Source organism: Rhodococcus sp. NPDC057135, assembly GCF_042670865.1.
Classification (GTDB): Bacteria; Actinomycetota; Actinomycetes; order Mycobacteriales; family Mycobacteriaceae; genus Rhodococcus_F.
In genome coordinates this window covers 18502-37082 of the sequence record NZ_JBHUUU010000019.1, presented here as the reverse complement: position 1 = coordinate 37082, position 18581 = coordinate 18502, and the positions used below count along the sequence as shown (strand labels likewise).

General features: G+C 63.1%; 22 protein-coding genes. 18 read left to right on the top strand and 4 right to left on the bottom strand.

Going from position 1 to position 18581, the window contains the following annotated elements; translation table 11 throughout:
• Window positions 1–24: 24 nt before the first annotated feature.
• Window positions 25–3279: an arabinosyltransferase domain-containing protein gene (locus tag ACFT1A_RS27575; protein WP_378449662.1), complete on the bottom strand. Its 3255-nt coding sequence runs from the start codon at window positions 3277–3279 to the stop codon at window positions 25–27.
• A gap of 132 nt (window positions 3280–3411) precedes the next feature.
• Here ACFT1A_RS27575 and ACFT1A_RS27570 point away from each other — a divergent pair, with 132 nt between their 5' ends.
• The 11 genes from ACFT1A_RS27570 (at window position 3412) to hisF (ending at window position 11730) form a co-directional block, all read left to right on the top strand.
• The gene (locus ACFT1A_RS27570) at window positions 3412–3894 is read left to right on the top strand and encodes a hypothetical protein (protein WP_378449590.1); all 483 of its coding nucleotides are present in this window, start codon (window positions 3412–3414) and stop codon (window positions 3892–3894) included.
• A 152-nt stretch (window positions 3895–4046) separates the two neighbouring features.
• Complete coding sequence (gene hisD / locus ACFT1A_RS27565) at window positions 4047–5369, top strand: histidinol dehydrogenase (protein WP_378449589.1); 1323 nt, start codon at window positions 4047–4049, stop codon at window positions 5367–5369.
• Window positions 5370–5380: 11 nt separating this feature from the next.
• Entirely contained in the window at window positions 5381–6523 is a 1143-nt protein-coding gene (locus ACFT1A_RS27560) for a histidinol-phosphate transaminase (RefSeq protein WP_378449588.1), read from the top strand.
• Window positions 6520–7134 (top strand): imidazoleglycerol-phosphate dehydratase HisB, encoded by a 615-nt coding sequence (hisB, locus tag ACFT1A_RS27555; RefSeq protein ID WP_003942383.1) that lies wholly within the window; start codon window positions 6520–6522, stop codon window positions 7132–7134. Before ACFT1A_RS27560 ends, hisB begins: the two co-directional genes overlap by 4 nt.
• A complete protein-coding gene (locus tag ACFT1A_RS27550) occupies window positions 7131–7280 on the top strand; it encodes a hypothetical protein (RefSeq protein WP_230813421.1) in 150 nt (49 codons plus the stop codon). The genes hisB and ACFT1A_RS27550 overlap by 4 nt, the downstream gene beginning before the upstream one ends.
• A 68-nt stretch (window positions 7281–7348) precedes the next feature.
• Complete coding sequence (locus ACFT1A_RS27545; protein ID WP_378449661.1) at window positions 7349–8470, top strand: MFS transporter; 1122 nt, start codon at window positions 7349–7351, stop codon at window positions 8468–8470.
• A 9-nt stretch (window positions 8471–8479) separates the two neighbouring features.
• Entirely contained in the window at window positions 8480–9115 is a 636-nt protein-coding gene (hisH, locus tag ACFT1A_RS27540) for an imidazole glycerol phosphate synthase subunit HisH (RefSeq protein ID WP_003942389.1), read from the top strand.
• Window positions 9112–9363: a hypothetical protein gene (locus tag ACFT1A_RS27535; RefSeq protein WP_378449587.1), complete on the top strand. Its 252-nt coding sequence runs from the start codon at window positions 9112–9114 to the stop codon at window positions 9361–9363. The genes hisH and ACFT1A_RS27535 overlap by 4 nt, the downstream gene beginning before the upstream one ends.
• A 19-nt stretch (window positions 9364–9382) precedes the next feature.
• Window positions 9383–10117: a bifunctional 1-(5-phosphoribosyl)-5-((5-phosphoribosylamino)methylideneamino)imidazole-4-carboxamide isomerase/phosphoribosylanthranilate isomerase PriA gene (priA, locus tag ACFT1A_RS27530; protein ID WP_003942371.1), complete on the top strand. Its 735-nt coding sequence runs from the start codon at window positions 9383–9385 to the stop codon at window positions 10115–10117.
• Between the two features lie 9 nt (window positions 10118–10126).
• The gene (locus ACFT1A_RS27525; RefSeq protein ID WP_378449586.1) at window positions 10127–10960 is read left to right on the top strand and encodes an inositol monophosphatase family protein; all 834 of its coding nucleotides are present in this window, start codon (window positions 10127–10129) and stop codon (window positions 10958–10960) included.
• Complete coding sequence (gene hisF / locus ACFT1A_RS27520; protein ID WP_095969965.1) at window positions 10957–11730, top strand: imidazole glycerol phosphate synthase subunit HisF; 774 nt, start codon at window positions 10957–10959, stop codon at window positions 11728–11730. The genes ACFT1A_RS27525 and hisF overlap by 4 nt, the downstream gene beginning before the upstream one ends.
• Here hisF and ACFT1A_RS27515 read toward each other — a convergent pair.
• A complete protein-coding gene (locus tag ACFT1A_RS27515) occupies window positions 11727–12344 on the bottom strand; it encodes a TetR/AcrR family transcriptional regulator (protein ID WP_378449660.1) in 618 nt (205 codons plus the stop codon). The genes hisF and ACFT1A_RS27515 overlap by 4 nt on opposite strands.
• Before the next feature lie 103 nt (window positions 12345–12447).
• On the opposite strand from ACFT1A_RS27515, the gene ACFT1A_RS27510 reads away from it, so the two are divergent.
• The gene (locus tag ACFT1A_RS27510) at window positions 12448–13929 is read left to right on the top strand and encodes a flavin-containing monooxygenase (RefSeq protein ID WP_378449585.1); all 1482 of its coding nucleotides are present in this window, start codon (window positions 12448–12450) and stop codon (window positions 13927–13929) included.
• Window positions 13930–13951: 22 nt separating this feature from the next.
• Here ACFT1A_RS27510 and ACFT1A_RS27505 read toward each other — a convergent pair whose 3' ends face one another.
• Window positions 13952–14473 (bottom strand): universal stress protein, encoded by a 522-nt coding sequence (locus tag ACFT1A_RS27505; RefSeq protein ID WP_378449584.1) that lies wholly within the window; start codon window positions 14471–14473, stop codon window positions 13952–13954.
• A gap of 100 nt (window positions 14474–14573) precedes the next feature.
• Between ACFT1A_RS27505 and hisI the strand changes: the two genes are divergently transcribed.
• The 4 genes from hisI (at window position 14574) to ACFT1A_RS27485 (ending at window position 16333) form a co-directional block, all read left to right on the top strand.
• Window positions 14574–14918: a phosphoribosyl-AMP cyclohydrolase gene (gene hisI / locus ACFT1A_RS27500; protein WP_378449583.1), complete on the top strand. Its 345-nt coding sequence runs from the start codon at window positions 14574–14576 to the stop codon at window positions 14916–14918.
• 9 nt (window positions 14919–14927) lie between these two features.
• Complete coding sequence (locus tag ACFT1A_RS27495; protein ID WP_378449582.1) at window positions 14928–15221, top strand: DUF1905 domain-containing protein; 294 nt, start codon at window positions 14928–14930, stop codon at window positions 15219–15221.
• A gap of 25 nt (window positions 15222–15246) precedes the next feature.
• Window positions 15247–15873: an SRPBCC family protein gene (locus tag ACFT1A_RS27490; protein ID WP_378449581.1), complete on the top strand. Its 627-nt coding sequence runs from the start codon at window positions 15247–15249 to the stop codon at window positions 15871–15873.
• A 73-nt stretch (window positions 15874–15946) separates the two neighbouring features.
• Window positions 15947–16333 carry a DUF2784 domain-containing protein gene (locus ACFT1A_RS27485; RefSeq protein ID WP_378449580.1) on the top strand — a complete coding sequence of 129 codons (387 nt, stop codon included), beginning with the start codon at window positions 15947–15949 and terminating at the stop codon, window positions 16331–16333.
• 62 nt (window positions 16334–16395) lie between these two features.
• Here ACFT1A_RS27485 and ACFT1A_RS27480 read toward each other — a convergent pair whose 3' ends face one another.
• Window positions 16396–16821 (bottom strand): nitroreductase/quinone reductase family protein, encoded by a 426-nt coding sequence (locus ACFT1A_RS27480; protein ID WP_378449579.1) that lies wholly within the window; start codon window positions 16819–16821, stop codon window positions 16396–16398.
• Between the two features lie 111 nt (window positions 16822–16932).
• On the opposite strand from ACFT1A_RS27480, the gene ACFT1A_RS27475 reads away from it, so the two are divergent.
• Window positions 16933–17355, top strand: coding sequence for an ArsR/SmtB family transcription factor (locus ACFT1A_RS27475; RefSeq protein WP_378449578.1), 423 nt, complete (start codon window positions 16933–16935; stop codon window positions 17353–17355).
• Window positions 17352–18395, top strand: coding sequence for a cation diffusion facilitator family transporter (locus ACFT1A_RS27470; RefSeq protein WP_378449577.1), 1044 nt, complete (start codon window positions 17352–17354; stop codon window positions 18393–18395). Before ACFT1A_RS27475 ends, ACFT1A_RS27470 begins: the two co-directional genes overlap by 4 nt.
• Window positions 18396–18581: the final 186 nt, after the last annotated feature.

Below are 18581 nucleotides of genomic sequence, written 5' to 3'. Positions count from 1 at the left end.
CGCGTCACTCAGTCACTCTGCCGCTCAGAAAACCATGGTCATCGATCCCGGGTTCCACGTCCCGGAGCGCTGAACGGTCGATTCGTCGATCTGGGCAGGCACTGCGCTCGGATCGATCGGTGTGTACTTCTCGATCGAACCCCAGTCGCGAGCCCAGTCGTTGTCGAGGTACGACGGAATGGTCTGAGCGCTGAGCAGCAGATCGATCCACCCCAACGGTCCGCCGCCGTAGTGGTCCTGCCAGGCACTGGTCACGAGCGCGCCGGAATGGTCGGGAAGGATCCGGTACTCGGGGACCTCGGCGATTCCGACCCGGTGATCGAAGGGGCGTTGGCACGGGAATGCCAGGCCGACAGCCCAATCCAGCATGACGGGCGTCTGCGAGCCGACGACGTCGTTGAGCTTCTGGGTCTTCGGAACGCGTGGCGGGGTAACGGCCACCCATTGGTCGGCCTTGCTGTCGTAGTCGCTGACGACAAGTCGAATGCTGTTGGCTTCGACGGGAATCTGATCCAGCGGCACACGCAGGTTCCGCCATGACGGTGCCGGCCCGATGTCGAGGGGCGCGATCTTTCCGAGTGTTTCCACATCGTCTGCTTCTGCGTCGTCGACGCCGCGCGCTGTGCCGTACTCGACCTCGACGTTCTGGCCGTAGGTGACGATTCCGTCCTTGTCGACCGATCGGACACGGCCAGCCGTTGCAATGGAGATGATGTCGCCACGGGTTGCGTCCTCACCCACGTCGGGGAGTTGGTACCAGTCGCTGATCAGAGTGCCGGGGGAGGGTTGACCGTAACTGCCCATGACCGGTGTTGTCGCCGGGTCGAGGCCGAACGGCAACGCGACCGAACTGCCGTTGACTCCGGTCTGTCCGGCGCCACCACCGGTTCCGGCCGAGTTACCGGCGGTGTCCTCGGAGGTGTCGACGGTGTTCGCGCCGCCGGTAGCCGTGGCTTCCTTGTCGGCTCGAAGGTCGGAGGCGACACCATTCGGATCGAATCCTGTCGCCCCACCTGCGGAGAGCGCCGTGGCCACATTGCCGGAGAGTGGGGTCAGCATCGACGAGTTCGGATCGGTTTCGAGCAGAACGTCGTTGGCGAGTCCGCAGTGTTGGCCGAGAACGGCGTCGACGTTCGCGCGGCCCACCGAATAGGCCGGGTATTGGGTGATCACGCCTTTGGACATGGACAGCACCTCGAAGAGGACCATGGCGCCTGCGGCGATCGTCAGTGGCGAGATGGCAAGCAGTCGAGCGTGCTTCGCGGACGGTTCCTTCCCGGCGGTGTACGGCTCACGGAAGAAGTACCACGCGGCGACGCCGAGCATCAGCACGGTCAATCCGAGGAGGACGGTGCTCGCACCGAGTCCGCCGATCGACACCGGCTTGTCCCACCACGGAACGCTGTAGCTGGACACGTAGTAATAGCTGTTGCTGCCGGTGAACGCGACCGCCAGCAGGAACAGGACAGCCGCCGCAAAGAGGGCCCGATTGCGCGGCGAGCGTAGGAGTTTCGTTCCCACGGCGACGGCCGTCATCATCGCCAGAACTGCGGTGAGTCCGGCAAAGATTCCGAAGTGGTGGGTCCACTTGGTCGGCGAGAACATCAGCAGTGGCAGTGCGCCGATCGTCAGCCCCACGACGCGGCGTGACGGACCGGCGGCCAAACCGGGAATCCGGCCGCCCTTGCGCAGCATCATCGCGGTGCAGACGCCAAGGCACAGAACCATGACGAACACACCGAATCTGCGGGTCAGGGAACCGTCGACGGAGATGTTGAAGAGGTACTGATAGCGGAGGTACTCGTCGAACCAGGGCTGATTCGGCGAGATCGAGTGGACGCGTTGCATCTCGATGACGGCGGCCAGACTCTGATCGCCGAACGCGGGGATGAGGATCGAGAGTCCGGCAGCCAACAGTGGCCCGACAGCTGCGACATAACCGGTGGTGCGCGCACGTTCGATGATGATGCGCATGATCGGGCGTATGCCGGCGATGAGTGCGGCGAAGCAGATGAGACCGGAAGGCCCGGCAGTCAAGGTGAATCCGGCGATCAGAATCGCGACAGCGACCGGTAGAAGGCGTCTCGTCGCGACGGCGCGTTCGATCGAGCACCACGTCAGCAGGACGCCGAGAGCGACGATCGGTTCGGGGCGAAGTCCGTTGTTGAAGGGAAGCCAGAATGCGAGGAAGACGAGCGCACCGGTCCAGAGGGCGAGCCGGTTTCCGCGGATTGCGGCGCCCAGTCGAGGCGCGACCTCCCGACTGATGACGAGCCAGGTGATGATGCCCGCCAGCAGAGCAGGCAGGCGGACCCAGGGGCTCGCAGTGCTGACGTGCGCCAAGAGTCCGAGGATGTTGTAGTACGGAGTCCCGAACGGGGTTTCGGGGACTGCGAACCACCGGAAGTAGTTGGACATGTAGCCGGATTGCTCGGAGGCCCTGGCCATCGTGAACTGGTAGCCGTCGTCGGTCGTGGTAGCGCCGATGAAATGCCACAGCACCAGAGTTCCGACCACGACGCCGTCGAGGACGGTGAACTTCCACCACCGGGCAGGCAGGAATTTGCGTGTGCCCCGGCCGTCGCGGTTGTCGAGACGGTGCAGAGCGACGAGGGAAACGACAGCCGTGAGCGCCCCGAGAATCATGGCGAGGGTTTTGATCACCGACGGGCTCGACGTGAAGCGAGAGTCTGTCTCGATCGAGACGTTCAAACCGGCTGCTGCCGAATCGAGGTCACTGAAGACGCCGACCACCTGTGGCCGGCTGTCGCCCTCGATGACGCGTGGTTCGGAACCGGTGGCATCGAAGGTGGTTCGAGTCGGCTCGGCTGAAAGTGTGAGCGCGCATCCACTCGGCAGATCAGTGACCGGCGTCGAGAGCAACACTTGATCGCGCAGGACCACGTCCACCCGGGCGGGGGCGTCAGCGGATTCGGGGTAGACCGTGGCGACAAAGCCGTAGCGCCGCGCGTCGGCGGCACCCGGGGGAGCAGTCGAGACGAGTGTTCCGCCGGCGGCGGTCAACTCGTTGATCGACGCGCACGGAATCGATGCCTCCAAACGCAGCGGTGTGTACGAGACCAATGGCGCCTCGACGCTCGCCGTCGATCCGGACTGCGGCCAGTTGACGGCGGCGGTGTCCTGTTCGATCGGCAGGAACGGCACCGATCCGCATAAAACTATGCCGAGGATCGATGCGACGATCGCAACGATCCGCGCTCGGTTCGGTCCGCTGGATCGCTCGGGGGTCGGCAAGGCCGGAGGTGCGGTCGTGGCCACGTCACTGTCTGTCACGACTTTGGACCCTATCTGTGCGTGACGTATTTGTTATAAAAGCGGGAGTAATGCGATGGTCGTGTTCCCGGTGTCGTTTCTCGGGGTGAGGTTGTCGGCGATCGAGGCGGGGGTGCTGTGCACGAAGTTCACGAGTCCATTCCGCTGAGCCCACTACTGCGGCGGTCGACGGTCGCATTGTGCGTCGTTCTCGGAATTATCATGGTGATTGTCTGCGGGTTCGCGGCGATCGTGGAAGGCGACCCGGCGGGTTACGTCGGTGCTGTGTTGTCCGCGATCCTGGGCTTCGGGTTGGCCACGTACATGTGGAAGGTGCGCGTGATCATCACCACAGACGCCGAACGGGTGACGATCGCGCTGTCTCCAGGGCTGCGTCAGGTGTTTCGGTGGGACGAAGTTGTGTCGGCAACTGCGGTCCATATCGGGATGGGCTCCGGGATCGGTTATCGGATGACCGGCCCCGGGATGCGGGTAATTCTCGCGTCTCCCGGCGACGGGGTCCGCTTTCGTCTGCATGACGGCCGTGAAATCGCGGTGGCGACACCTCGAAGGGACGAGCTGATCGAACTTGCCAGGCGGCGGGCGCCGGACCTGCAGTGAGCATCGCAGGTGTACCGGTGAAAAATGGGGTGCGCCTATCCTGGATAATTGACGTCAGTTCTGTGTTTCGGGCCCGTTGTTCAGGCCTGCAATGCCGGACCGGTTTGCTGCCGCTTGCACAGGCACCCCGTTTGCGTACGAGAGGAACTCTCATGCTTGCCCGCACCGACCTGCGTGGTCGTACCCCATCCACGGCCGAACTTCGCGCCGCGCTTCCCCGAGGTGGAGTGGATGTGGACGCGGTACTGCATCAGGTTCGCCCGATGGTCGAAGCCGTTCGTGATCGCGGTGCAGAAGCCGCGCTCGAATTCGGCGAGAAGTTCGACGGTGTTCGTCCGTCTTCGGTTCGGGTTCCGGCCGCAGAGCTCGAGCGCGCACTTCGTGAACTCGACCCGGCCGTCAAGGAAGCCCTCGAGGTTGCGATCGAGCGCACCCGCAAGGTGCACGCCGATCAGCGTCGTAAGGACACCGTCACTGAGGTGGTCCCCGGCGGCACGGTCACCGAGCGGTGGGTTCCGGTCGAGCGCGTCGGGCTGTACGTCCCCGGCGGCAATGCCGTGTACCCGTCGAGCGTTGTCATGAACGTCGTACCGGCTCAGACTGCCGGCGTCGGATCGCTCGTAGTCGCCTCGCCCCCTCAAGCTGATTTCGGTGGGTTGCCGCACCCCACGATCCTTGCCGCCGCAGCCATGCTCGGTGTCGACGAGGTGTGGGCTGTCGGCGGCGGCCAGGGCGTCGCCCTGTTGACCTACGGCGGAACCGATACCGATGGCTCCGAGTTGGTGCCGGTAGACCTGATCACCGGTCCCGGCAACATCTACGTCACCGCCGCCAAGCGTCTGTGCCGTGGCCTGGTCGGCATCGACGCCGAGGCCGGACCCACCGAGATCGCGATCCTCGCCGACCACACGGCTGATCCGGTTCACGTTGCCGCCGATCTCATCAGCCAAGCCGAGCACGACGTCATGGCCGCCAGCGTCCTCGTCACCACCAGCGTCGAATTGGCCGACGCCGTCGACAAGGCTCTGGCCGCGCAGCTCGAGATCACCAAGCACCGCGAGCGCGTCACTACCGCACTGACCGGCAGTCAGTCGGGCACCGTGCTGGTCTCCGATGTTTCCGCCGGTCTGCGCGTCGTCAACGCCTATGCGGCCGAGCACCTCGAGATCCAGACCGAGGACGCAACCGGTGTCGCCGCTCAGGTCACCAGTGCTGGTGCCGTGTTCGTCGGCCCATGGGCGCCGGTCAGCCTCGGCGACTACTGCGCCGGCTCCAACCACGTTCTGCCGACTGCTGGGTGTGCGCGTCACTCTTCCGGTCTGAGTGTGCAGACGTTCCTTCGCGGGATCCACGTGATCGACTACTCCGAGTCGGCTCTGAAAGATGTTGCCGGACACGTCATCACGCTTGCCAATGCCGAAGACCTGCCCGCGCACGGTGAAGCTGTGCGCCTGCGATTCGAGGCTTTGCGATGAGTAGCTCTGCGATGAATAGTGCTCCTGGAGGATCGATTTCGGTCGACGCACTTCCGATTCGTGAGAACCTGCGTGGCAAGTCGGCGTACGGCGCACCGCAGTTGACGGTTCCGGTTCAGCTGAACACCAACGAGAACCCGCATCCGCCGACGCAGGCGCTCATCGACGACGTCGCCGAGTCCGTGCGCGAGGCCGCGAAAGAACTGCACCGCTACCCCGACCGCGATGCCGTGGCTCTGCGGACGGATCTCGCTGCGTACCTGTCGAAGCAGACGGGAGTGCCGGTCACCGTCGACAACCTCTGGGCGGCAAACGGATCGAACGAGATTCTGCAGCAGTTGTTGCAGGCGTTTGCAGGTCCGGGACGTAGCGCGATGGGATTTGTGCCCTCGTACTCCATGCACCCGATCATCGCCGACGGGACCGATACCGAGTGGGTCGAGGTCTTCCGTCGGGACGATTTCGCACTCGACGTGGATGCTGCCGTCACCGTAATCGGTGAACGTCGGCCCGATGTCGTGTTCGTGACCAGCCCCAACAACCCCACCGGACACAGCGTCGGCATCGCGGAACTGCGACGCATCCTCGACGTGGCGCCGGGCATCGTGATCGTCGACGAGGCGTACGCGGAGTTCTCTGCTGCGCCGAGCGCGATGACGCTGATCGACGAGTTCCCGGCCAAGCTGGTTGTCACCCGCACCATGAGCAAGGCTTTCGCGTTTGCCGGTGGCCGACTCGGCTACCTCGCCGCCTCGCCCGCGTTCATCGACGCACTGTTGCTGGTGCGCTTGCCGTATCACCTCTCGGTGGTCACGCAAGCGGCGGCACGTGCCGCCCTGCGTCATGCCGACGAGACCCTCGGCAGTGTCCACGCATTGTCCGCCGAGCGTGATCGGGTGTCGAAGGCACTGGCGGACACCGGTTTCAGGGTGATTCCCAGCGACGCGAACTTCATCTTGTTCGGTCAGTTCACCGACAGTGCGCAGGCATGGAAGGAATACCTCGACCGCGGAGTTCTCATCCGCGACATCGGCATCCCCGGGTATCTGCGGGCCACCGTGGGGCTCGAGGCCGAGAACGACGCGTTCATCAAGGCCAGCGACGAGATCGCAGGCACCCAGCTGGTCGACACGAATTCAGGAGAGACGGCATGAGCGATCGCATCGCGCGGATCGAACGGACAACTCGGGAATCAAGCATCGTCGTCGAACTGAATCTGGACGGGACCGGCATCGTCGACGTCTCCACCGGCGTTCCGTTCTTCGACCACATGCTCAACGCGTTGGGTACGCACGCCAGCTTCGATCTCGACGTCAAGGCGAAGGGTGACGTCGAGATCGACGCTCACCACACCGTCGAGGACACCGCGATCGTTTTCGGCCAGGCGCTCGGCCAGGCTCTCGGCGACAAGAAGGGCATCCGTCGTTTCGGTGACGCCTTCATCCCGATGGACGAAACGCTGGCGCACGCGTCGGTCGACGTCTCCGGTCGCCCGTACTGCGTGCACACCGGCGAGCCCGACTACATGGTGCATTCCGTCATCGGCGGGTACCCGGGCGTGCCGTATCACGCGGTGATCAATCGCCACGTGTTCGAGTCGATCGCCTTGAATGCGCGTATCGCACTGCACGTTCGGGTTCTGTACGGTCGCGATCAGCACCACATCACCGAGGCCGAGTACAAGGCCGTTGCGCGCGCTCTGCGTGAGGCGGTCGAGCCGGATCCGCGCGTGAGCGGCGTGCCGTCGACGAAGGGCACACTGTGAGCGTCCTCTTCACCTATCTGCTGTTCATCGGTGCGGGAATTGCTGTGGGCGGCGCCTACTCGATGTTCAAGGTCAACAAGTTGGCGTCGGGAATCCTCCTCGCGATGGCGGTTCTGGCGGCGGTAGCGGGCGCACTGCGTCTGTGACGCGAAAAGTTACTGCGTCTGTGACGCGAAAACCTGCTCCATCGCCGGGGTTGCTTCGTACTCCGGGCATGGTCGGTGTCCTGATCATGGCGGCAGCGGCTTTCGGCGGCTGGTCGTTGCTGTTGCCGGTGGTGCCGTTGCTGGTTGCGCAGTCCGGTGGATCGGATGCGCTTGCCGGATCGGTGACCGGTGTCTTCATGGCGGCCACGGTCTTGACGCAACTGCTCGTGCCTCGGTTGTTGCGGACGCAGGGCTACCGACGCGTACTTGCGGTCGGGTGTCTGCTCCTCGGTCCGCCGTCGTTGGTGCTGTTGATCTCGGCAGACGCCGGTCCTGTCCTGGCCGTTTCGGCTGTGCGTGGCATCGGTTTCGGCATGCTGACGGTGGCCGGGAGTGCACTGGTGGCGGAGTTGGCGCCCAAGCGAATTCTCGGCCGTGCCACTGGCGCTCAGGGGATCGCGATCGCAGCGTCGCAGATGGCTGGGCTGCCGCTGGGGCTTGCGCTCATGGAGCGGTGGTCGGCGACACCGGTGTTCGTTCTCGGTGCGCTGATCCCGGCACTCGCACTGGTGGCCATTGCCCGGTTACCGAAGATCTTCGCCCAGCCCACCGGGGAATCCGCTCGGTTGAGCGTGTTCGCAGTCCTGGTTCCGGTGCTTGCTTTGGCGTGCGTGTCCGCATCGTTCGGCGGATTGTCGTCGCTACTGCCGATCGCAATTTCGGAGCGCGCGGCCGTTGCAGGTGTGGTGTTGGCGACGGCCAGTGGGTCCATGTTGGTCGGCCGATACTCGGCGGGGCTGATCGCCGACCGTCTCGGCAGTGGTCGGACACTCGCACCGGCACTGGCCTCATCGACCATCGGATTGGTGCTGTTCGCGATCAACGTGGACGGCGGTTCGACGCCGGTCTTGTTCTGCGCGGCGGTCCTTTTCGGGCTCGGTTTCGGTGCGGTGCAGAACGAATCATTGGTCATGGCGTTTCAGGCTGCCGGCCCGAGGCAACTCGGATCCGCGAGCGCGATCTGGAACATCGGCTATGACGCCGGCACCGGAATCGGAGCGCTGGCGCTGGGATTCGTGGCTACTGCAGCCGGCTATGCGTGGGTGTTCGCGGTGTCCGCGGTAGTTGTTGCTCTCCTCCCGGCACTGGCCGCAGGCGGCAAAGTGATCGGCGCCAGGGTTGCCCGATAGAGTTGGGGCATGAGCGCTTCCACGATTGCTGTACTCGATTACGGCTCCGGCAACCTGCATTCGGCCACTCGCGCCTTGGCGCGCACCGGGGCGCAGGTGGAGGTGACCAACGACATGAAGGTGGCACTGGCGGCGGACGGTCTGGTGGTGCCCGGCGTCGGCGCGTTCGCGGCCTGCATGGAAGGTCTGCGTGCAGTCCAGGGTGACCGAATCATCGGCAGACGCCTGGCCGGTGGCCGACCGGTGCTGGGCATCTGCGTCGGCATGCAGATTCTGTTCGACCGGGGGGTCGAATTCGGTGTCGAGGCGGAGGGTTGCGGCGAATGGCCCGGCACCGTCGAGAGGCTGCAAGCAGAGGTCCTGCCGCACATGGGCTGGAACACCGTGGAGGCTCCGGAGTCCAGCACCCTGTTCAAGGGTATCGACGCCGATACCCGCTTTTACTTCGTCCACTCGTACGGCGTGCAGAGTTGGGAACTCGCGCCGTCCGAGCACATTGCGCCCCCGAAGCTGACGTGGGCCGATCACGGCGGAAAGTTCCTCGCTGCCGTCGAGAACGGTGCGTTGTCCGCGACGCAGTTCCACCCCGAGAAGTCCGGCGATGCAGGCGCCGAGTTGCTGAGCAATTGGGTGCAGAGTTTGTGACCGGGGGATCCGGATCGAACCGCGGCGACGATTTCTCCCTCGCTCGTCTGGCGTTGTTCTCGCTCGGCGCCGCGGTGGCTGCGCTGGCGGTCGCCACGGTCGTCATCGTTGTGCTCAAACCATCGCCGGGCGTCGGCCTCGTGATCGGTCTCGTGGGGGTCGTCGCCGCGATTGCGGCAATGGGCGTCGTATCCAAGCGGATGACCCGAAAAGCGTTCGGTGACCCGGAGGACGGTTCGAGGTCCTGACCTACTAGGGTTACCGCACGTGAGCCTGGTCCTTTTGCCTGCTGTAGATGTCGTCAACGGTGAAGCTGTTCGCCTCGTGCAAGGAGAGGCGGGAAGTGAGACCGGTTACGGGTCGCCCCGCGACGCCGCTCTTGCCTGGCAGAACGACGGTGCCGAATGGGTGCACCTCGTCGACCTCGACGCTGCTTTCGGGCGTGGATCCAACAGCGAACTGCTGGCCGGCGTCATCGGCGACCTGACGGTCAAGGTGGAACTCTCCGGAGGAATCCGCGACGACGCCTCCCTGGAAGCTGCGCTGGCCACCGGCTGTGCTCGCGTGAATCTCGGTACCGCCGCAATCGAAGATCCCGAGTGGTGTGCACGTGCCTTGGCCAAGTACGGCGACAAGATCGCCGTCGGCCTCGATGTTCGTCTCGTCGACGGCCAGTACCGCACCCGTGGTCGCGGCTGGGTCACCGACGGTGGGGATCTGTGGGAGACCCTCGCGCGTTTGGACCGTGACGGCTGCACCCGTTACGTCGTCACCGACGTCTCCAAGGACGGCACTCTCACCGGGCCCAATCTCGAACTTCTCAGCCAGGTCTGCGCGGTCACCGACGCGCACGTCGTCGCCTCCGGCGGTGTGTCGACCATCGAGGATCTCCTCGCTATTTCCAGCCTGGTAGATCAGGGTGTGGAGGGCGCGATCGTCGGCAAGGCGCTCTACGCGGGTCGCTTCACTCTCCCCGAAGCACTGGCAGCAGTTTCCGGATAGATTTTCCAGATGACTCCGACGCGTGACCTCGACGAACTTCTCGCGATTGCGGGTCGGCTTCTCGACGGCGTCCACGATCAGTTCGTCTCCGGTGTCGGTGCCCCGAGCGCGGTCCGCAAGGGTTGGGGCGATTTTGCCACCGAGGTCGATCTCGCGCTGGAGAAGCGGTTGAGCGCGGAGTTGTTCGAGCAGACCGGCATCGAGGTGCACGGCGAGGAATTCGGTGGCCCCGACGTCGGTTCGGGACTTGTCTGGGTTCTCGATCCCGTCGACGGCACTTTCAACTACTCGGCCGGATTACCTACTGCCGGAACGCTGTTGGCGCTGCTCGACGACGGTGTCCCGGTGCTCGGATTGACCTGGCTTCCGTTGATCGGTCACACGTACGCCACTCGCGCAGGCGGTCCGTTGTTGGTCAACGGAATCGCCGTACCGCCACTGGAGCCGACCGATCTGGCGTCGTCGATCGTCGGCTTGGGCGCACTCAACGTCAACAGCCGTGGCCGGATTCCCGGTAGCTTCCGACTCGACCTGCTCGCCGAGATCAGCAAGGTATCCTCGCGGATCCGGATACACGGCTCCACCGGAGTCGATCTGGCCTTCACCGCGGCCGGCATCCTGGGCGGTGCGATCGTCTACGGCCGCAACGCGTGGGACAACGCGGCCGGGGTCGCGCTCGTTCGCGGTGCAGGCGGGGTGGTCACCGATCTGGCCGGCAATCCGTGGACCGTAGAATCGGAGTCGGTGCTCGCCGCCGCTCCGGGCATCCACGGTGAGATTCTCGATATCCTCAACGCGCTCGGTGATCCGCGCGCTTCGTCCTCAGGAGGACCACAGTCATGACCCTCGCAGTTCGTGTGATTCCGTGCCTCGACGTCGACGCCGGACGAGTGGTCAAGGGTGTCAATTTCGAGAATCTTCGCGACGCCGGAGATCCCGTGGAACTCGCGGCAGCGTACGACGCTCAGGGTGCCGACGAACTGACGTTCCTGGACGTGACCGCATCCACGTCGGATCGCGGCACGATGCTCGACGTCGTAAGTCGTACTGCCGAGCAGGTTTTCATTCCCCTCACCGTCGGCGGCGGAGTGCGCACGGTCGCGGACGTCGATCGTCTGCTGCGTGCCGGTGCCGACAAGGTCAGCGTCAATACCGCGGCGATCGCGCGCCCGGAACTGCTCAAGGAACTGAGTGAGCGTTTCGGCTCGCAGTGCATCGTCCTCTCGGTCGATGCCCGCACCGTTCCCCAGGGGCAGCCGGATACTCCGTCGGGCTGGGAGGTCACCACGCACGGAGGCAAACGCGGCACCGGGATCGACGCGGTGGAGTGGGCCGAGCGTGGCGCGGAATTGGGGGTGGGGGAGATCCTGCTGAACTCGATGGATGCGGACGGCACCAAGGCCGGGTTCGACCTGCTGATGATCCGCGCTGTCCGTGCAGCGGTTCACGTACCGGTGATCGCCAGCGGCGGCGCCGGCCTGGTCGAGCACTTCGCCCCGGCTGTCGAAGCGGGCGCGGACGCAGTTCTCGCAGCAAGCGTCTTCCACTTCGGCGATCTGAGCATCCCGCAGGTCAAGGATGCGATGCGTGCCGAGGGAATCGTCGTTCGCTAGGCGTTCTCGGCGCGGATTCCGTCGAACATGAGGCGGCTGATGGCCTGGTTCAATGCCGTGCAGTCGACGGACGAATCGGCTCGCAATCCTTGAATCGCACTTGCCAGCATCATGCCGTTGACGGCCTGTGCAGTGTTGTCGACGTCGAGGTCGGCGCGTAGATAGCCACATTCGACGCCGTGATGCAGATACGCCGCTGTCAACGATGCCGACTGATCGAGTAGATCGAGCATCCGGCCGGTGAGATCGGCGTCGACGCCCGTCGTCTCGAAAAGCAGAACCCGCGGGATGCGTGGGTCGTCGAAGAAGATGCGGGGGAGCGCTTCGGCGATCCGTCCCACTTGAGCGCGGTACTCGTCCAGAGTGCTTGCTGCGTCAGGTGAATTCTCGGTGGCCAGTGCGCTGATGATCTTGGCGATCAGGTCGTCGATGACGTGGTCGATGATGTCGCGCTTGTTCTCGAAGTACCGGTAGAAGGTCCCGTGGCCGATTCCGAGAGTTGTTGCGATGTCGGCAATTCCGGTTGCGTGATAGCCGCGCTCGGCGAAGCACTCGAACGATGCGTCGATGATCTCGCGGCGTAATTCCGCCTTTTTTCGTTCCGCTCTGGTCATGGCCTTCGTCACGTCAGGAATGATACCGTTCTCCATAACGGAATGGCATGTCATTTTCTGATGTGCAGTTCATGAGTGCGTAGTTCATGAGAGGGATTCTCCGATGGCAGTGCAGTACGACGCAGTAGTGGTGGGGGCGGGCTTCGGCGGAATGGGTGCGGCCATTCAACTCAAGCGGCTGGGCCTGAACAAGCTGGCGATCCTCGAGCGCGAGGACGATTTGGGTGGAACGTGGCACGTCAACCGCTATCCCGGGTTGGCTGTCGACATCGCGTCGGTCACGTACTCGTATTCGTTCGAGCCCAATCCGAACTGGTCCAGGCTCTTTGCGCCGGGCGCCGAACTCAAGAAGTACGCCGATCACGTCGCAGACAAATACGACCTGCGCAAGCACATGACGTTCGGTGCCGTGGTCGACGGAGCCCGCTGGGACGAGGATTCCTCGCACTGGGTCGTATCCGTCGAGGGGGCGCCGGACATCACTACCAAGTACCTCCTGACTGCGACGGGTTTCCTGTCGCAACCGCATCGGCCGGACATCTCCGGTATCGACGACTTCGCCGGCAAGATCATTCACACCACTGCCTGGGACGATTCCTACGATCTGTCCGGCACCAAGACCGCAATCATCGGAACCGGTGCTACCGCTGTGCAGTTGATTCCCGAGGTGGCACGTCAGGCCGCAGAGTTGACCGTCTACCAGCGCACGCCGATCTGGGTGGTACCCAAGATCGACGTCCCCATCCCGAATGCAGTGCAGAAGCTGTTCTCGCGCATTCCGCTCACGCAGCGAATCGCCCGCGCCGTCAGTTCGTCGATTCTCGAAATGATCATGGTCAGCGCAGTCCTGCATTACAAGCAGGTCAAACTGTTGAACAAGGGTGCGTCGGCCGCATCGCGCGCATTCCTGCGGTCCCAGGTCCGAGATGCGACCCTGCGCAAGCAACTCACACCGGACTACGACTTCGGGTGCAAGCGGCCCACGTTCTCCAACAGCTACTTCCGTACGTTCACCAAAGACAACGTGCATCTCGAAACGACGTCGATCGACCACATTGCTGCCGACGGAATCGTCACGGCCGACGGCCGCAAGACCGAGATCGACACCTTGCTGCTGGCAACAGGCTTCAACCTCTGGGACGTGAACTTTCCGGCCATCGAGGTTATCGGGCGCGAGGGCAGAAACCTCGGTAAGTGGTGGCGTGACAACCGTTTCCAGGCTTACGAAGGCGTCGCGGTTCCTTACTTCCCCAATTTCCTCACGCTCGCCAGTCCGTACTCGTACAGCGGTTTGTCCTACTTCACGACGATCGAATCCCAGATGCAGCACATGGATCGACTGTTCGGCGAGGTGAAACGGCGCGGCGCGGAAACATTCGAGGTCACCGAAACTGCCAACGCCGAGTTCCTCGACCGGATGACCGAGAACTTGGCGGACTCCGTCTTCTACGGCGGCAGTTGCCAGACCGCGCGAAGCTATTACTTCAATCAGCACGGTGAGGCTGCGATCCTGCGGCCCACATCGACACGCAACGCTTTCATCGAAGCGAAACGCTTTCCGCTCGACGACTATTCGATCGTCTAGGCGGACACGTGCCGACGTTCGGCTATCTGGCTGATCTGACGCCGGCGGGAACCGATATCACGGGATAGCGGTTCTGCCGGTTCAGCCGGGAAGAGACCGAACTGTGAATCAGTTGGCTCACCGCGGAGGCAGCGCCTTTTCGCGGTGAGCCGATCACGATCGTGAAGGCGTCGTACTTGTCCGCTGTCGCGAGGATGACACCGGCTGGATCTCCGTAGGTGCAGTCGTACGTCCAGGTGTCGGTGTGTGAGGCGAGTGTCGAGGTTGTCTGCTCGCGTTGCGCCACCATCTCGTCGTGCAGGCGTGTTTCGAATTGTGGTGAGTCGGTTTCGACAGGCAGGTCCTCGGACGTGATGCAGTGAACGACGTGGAGGGCTGAATCCTCCTTGGCGGCAAGCGTCAGTGCGTAGCTGAGTACATTCTTGCTGGTAGTACCTGGGCCGATGCCGAGAACGATGTGGCGGGTTCGGACGCGATCGGTATTCGGGTTCGCGAGATGGCAGGTGTACTCCGGGTGCGGACCGTCATGATGCTGATGGTTCATGTCGGATCTTCTTCCACGGTGACGGCGAAGGAACTTCCATTCTAGGGCGGCCGTGCAGGGGAATTCCACGGAAGTCACAGGTGGAAGGTATAAACGTCATATGAGCCTTGATCCCGCAATCGCGGCGAAGCTGAAGCGAAACGACGCCGGACTGTTCAGCGCGGTTGCGCAGGAGAAGTCGACCGGTGATGTGCTGATGGTCGCGTGGATGGACGACGAAGCGCTCGCGCGAACACTGGAAACCCGTAAGGGGACGTACTATTCGCGCTCGCGGCAGCAGTACTGGGTCAAGGGAGAGACCTCCGGGCACACCCAGTACGTACACGAGGTGCGCCTTGATTGTGACGGCGATTCCGTCTTGCTGATCGTCGATCAGGAGGGCGCCGCATGCCACACCGGCACTCACACGTGTTTCGACACCGACGTCCTGCTCGCCGCTCAGTAGTGACGCGAGATGGCCACTGACAAGACTCCACAACCGCTCGACTACTCGTTCACCTCACCCATCGAGAAAGACGGGGCGTTCGCAACGTTCTTGACCGTGCCCGGCTCGGCGGAACTTCTGGGAACCAGACGCGCTGTCAAAGTGGTCGGGACCCTCGATGGTGAGCATCCCTTCGAGGCGACGCTGATGCCCTCCGGCGACGGACCTCACTGGCTTCCGCTGCGCGTGGCACTCTGCAAGGCGATCGGGAAGAGCGCCGCTGGAGAAGAAGTATCAGTACATCTACAGCAGCGACTGAGCTGAAGTTTCGCTCGAACCGAGGAGCCTCATGGTCGACAAAGCAGTTGATTCGTTGCAGTTGGTGGCGCGAGAACTGAGTCCGTTCGGCGGTGACGAAGGGAAAACACGCACCCTCCGCATGTCGCGGACGCTCGCGGCACCCATCGGCACGGTGTGGGCGGCGGTGACCGAGTTCGACCGCATCCCGCTGTGGTTCATGCCGGTGTCGGGGGAGGCTCGGATCGGCGGGCGCTACCAACTCGACGGCAACGCCGGCGGCGAAATTCTGGTGTGTGATGCTCTGCGAACCCTCCGCATCACCTGGGAATACGGCGGTGACGTGAGCTATGTGACGGTGAACCTCACCGAAAAAGACGGCAGTGCAACACTGTTCGATTTCGAACACGCCGCGGACGTCGAGCCGGATCGGTGGGCCGAGTACGGTCCTGGCGCCGTCGGCGTCGGCTGGGACATGGCATTGCTCGGGTTGGCTCGACACGTGGAACTCGGGATTGCGACGCCGCTCGAGACACCCGAATGGTCGGCGAGTGACGAGGCCAAGGCATTCATCGCGGGAAGCAGCGAATCATGGGCCGCTGCCGCAATCGCATCGGGCGACGACCCGGATGCCGCCCGCGCCGCCGCTGCCCGCACGACGGCTGCATACACCGGGTAGATCGCCGCTACGGGGACTAACATCGGAATAGTCTGGTTGTTGCGGGACTTCCGCGCCACGAGCGGAGACGACGATGGTGTATCGGCTCATCGAAGTAGTGACGGTGTTCGTCCACTTCGGGTTTGTTCTCTATGTGGTGCTGGGTGGATTCGTGGCGTGGAAGTGGCGTCGTACCATTGCATTCCATCTTGTTGCGGTTGTCTGGGGAGCCGGCTCGATAGCGGTCGGATATGACTGCCCGCTGACCAATCTCGAGAATTGGGCCCGCCGGATGGCCGGAATCGCGGAATTGCCGTCCACCGGATTCATCTCGCACTACATCACCGGTGTGTTCTATCCAGTGAGTATCGAAGGCCTTGTGCAAGCGCTCGCGGCGACGGTGGTTGTCGGATCCTGGGTGGGATACGTGCTGCTCGGACGGCATGCGAAGGCTGAGGTCAAAGCGTCGTCAGTGTCGTGATTCCGTGTCGAACGACCCCTGCCGTTTCGTGATGGAAACGGCAGGGCGGCGCATCGCAGGATTTACACGCGAGTCAGTGCCACAACCGGGATGGTGCGGATTCCGGCTGTCTTTTCCGCGTATTCGGCAAATCCGGGATATCGGCCGGCCTGTTCGTCGTAGATTCGGTCGCGCTTCTCGCCGGTTACTTCGCTGACGGAGACCGGGTACGTTTCGGTGCCGACCTCGACCTCGGCCTGGTCAGCGGCAACAAGGTTGTAGTACCAGTCGGGGTTGGTCGGGGCGCCGGCCTTCGACGCGAAGACGTAAACGGTGTTCGGATCCTGCTCGTCTGCCAGATACATCATCGGGCTCACGAACTCGCGTCCCGACTTGCGTCCCGTGTGATGGACCAACACCATTGGCGCACCTTCGAAAGGTCCGCCAACTTTGCCTTCGTTCGCGCGGAATTCCGCAATGATGCCGGCGTTCCAGTCGTCAGGACTCATCTCTGTTGTCTCCCTGTCTGCGAGTGGAGAAGTGCTTTGCCGCCAAGCTTTGCACAACTGGTGAATTGAGGAGAGGTCATCTTCGAGCCTCTGATGATCTACTATCTACGTATGAACGCAGATAGTGGTGTTTGTCGCCGAAAACTTCCCGATGATCAAGTCGACCTCGTTGTGGAGGTGTTCCGCATGCTGGCCGACGCAACCCGTGTGCAGGTGTTGTGGGCATTGATCGACCGAGAGTGCTCGGTGAACGAACTGGCAGAGCGCGTCGGCAAGCCGGCGCCTTCGGTGTCGCAGCACCTGGCAAAGCTGCGCATGGCGAGGTTGGTACGAACACGCCGCGACGGTACGACGGTCTTCTATCGTCTCGAGAACGACCATGTGCGCCAACTGGTTACGGATGCGGTGTTCAATGCCGAGCATGCCGGACCTGGGTTGCCGGGCCATCATCGTAGTGAGGGTGAGCTTCGGGAGATGCACCCGGAGCGCTCCGCGAAGGCCGAGCGGACCGATCGAGAAGAAGGTGCGTCATGACGCACGAGCCCAGAACATCCCACGGTCACGGTCACGGTCATGGTCATGGTCACGGTTACGGGCCGAAGGGATTTCGATCGGCAGTCAGGGAAGTGTTCTCTCCGCACAGTCATGACGCCGCGGACAGCGTCGACGATGCACTGGAATCGAGTGAGATCGGCATCCGGGCGGTCAAGATCAGTCTTGTCGCTCTCGGTGTCACCGCGGTGGCTCAGGTTGCAATCGTGGCAATTTCGGGTTCGGTGGCCCTGCTGGCGGACACCATTCACAACTTCTCCGATGCGCTCACGGCAGTTCCACTCTGGATTGCGTTTGCACTCGGTCGGCGAGCTGCGACCAGGCGCTATACCTACGGTTTCGGGCGTGCAGAGGACCTGGCCGGATTGTTCGTGCTTGCGATGATCGCGCTGTCGGCGGTGATTGCCGGTGTGGAGGCGGTACGGCGATTGATCAATCCGGTAGAGATCGAGCATCTCGGTTGGGTAGCGGCGGCAGGGTTGATCGGTTTCATCGGCAATGAACTCGTGGCGTTGTATCGAATCCGAGTCGGAAGGCAGATCGGCTCAGCTGCATTGGTCGCTGATGGACTGCACGCCCGGACAGATGGATTCACCTCGCTCGCAGTCCTTCTGGGAGCTGGGGGAGTCGCTCTGGGGTTCCCGTTGGCAGATCCGATCATCGGTCTTGTCATCACAGTGGCGATCGTGGCCGTGCTGCGGACCGCGGCACGAGACATCTTCCGGCGACTGATGGACGGTGTCGAACCGGAGTTGTTGGACGATGCCGAACATGCGCTACAGCGCGAGCCCGGGGTTCTCGGCGTACGTGATTTGAAGATGCGGTGGATCGGACACCGATTGCATGCCGATGCAGAACTCGACATCGATCCCCGGGCAACCCTTGCAGAAGCCCATGCAATCGCGCATAGCGCCGAGCATTCGCTCACTCACGCGGTGCCCAAGCTCACGACTGCCCTTGTTCACGCCTATCCGGGGCATGATTCGCCGAATCTCGAGGCGGCGCGCGGATCGCAGGCCTGAACAGCAAAAACAAACCTCGCGGAATCCTTTGCGGAATTTCTCGGGAACCTCGCGCTGCCATTTGACGGACTGAGTAGGTTATGCAACCCTATCTTTGATCAATCGGCGGACTGTGTCGAGTGGCAGCCGGTTCGGTCATTTCGCGCCGCAAGACCACAGCAATCGACGCAGGCCGTCGGTACTTTT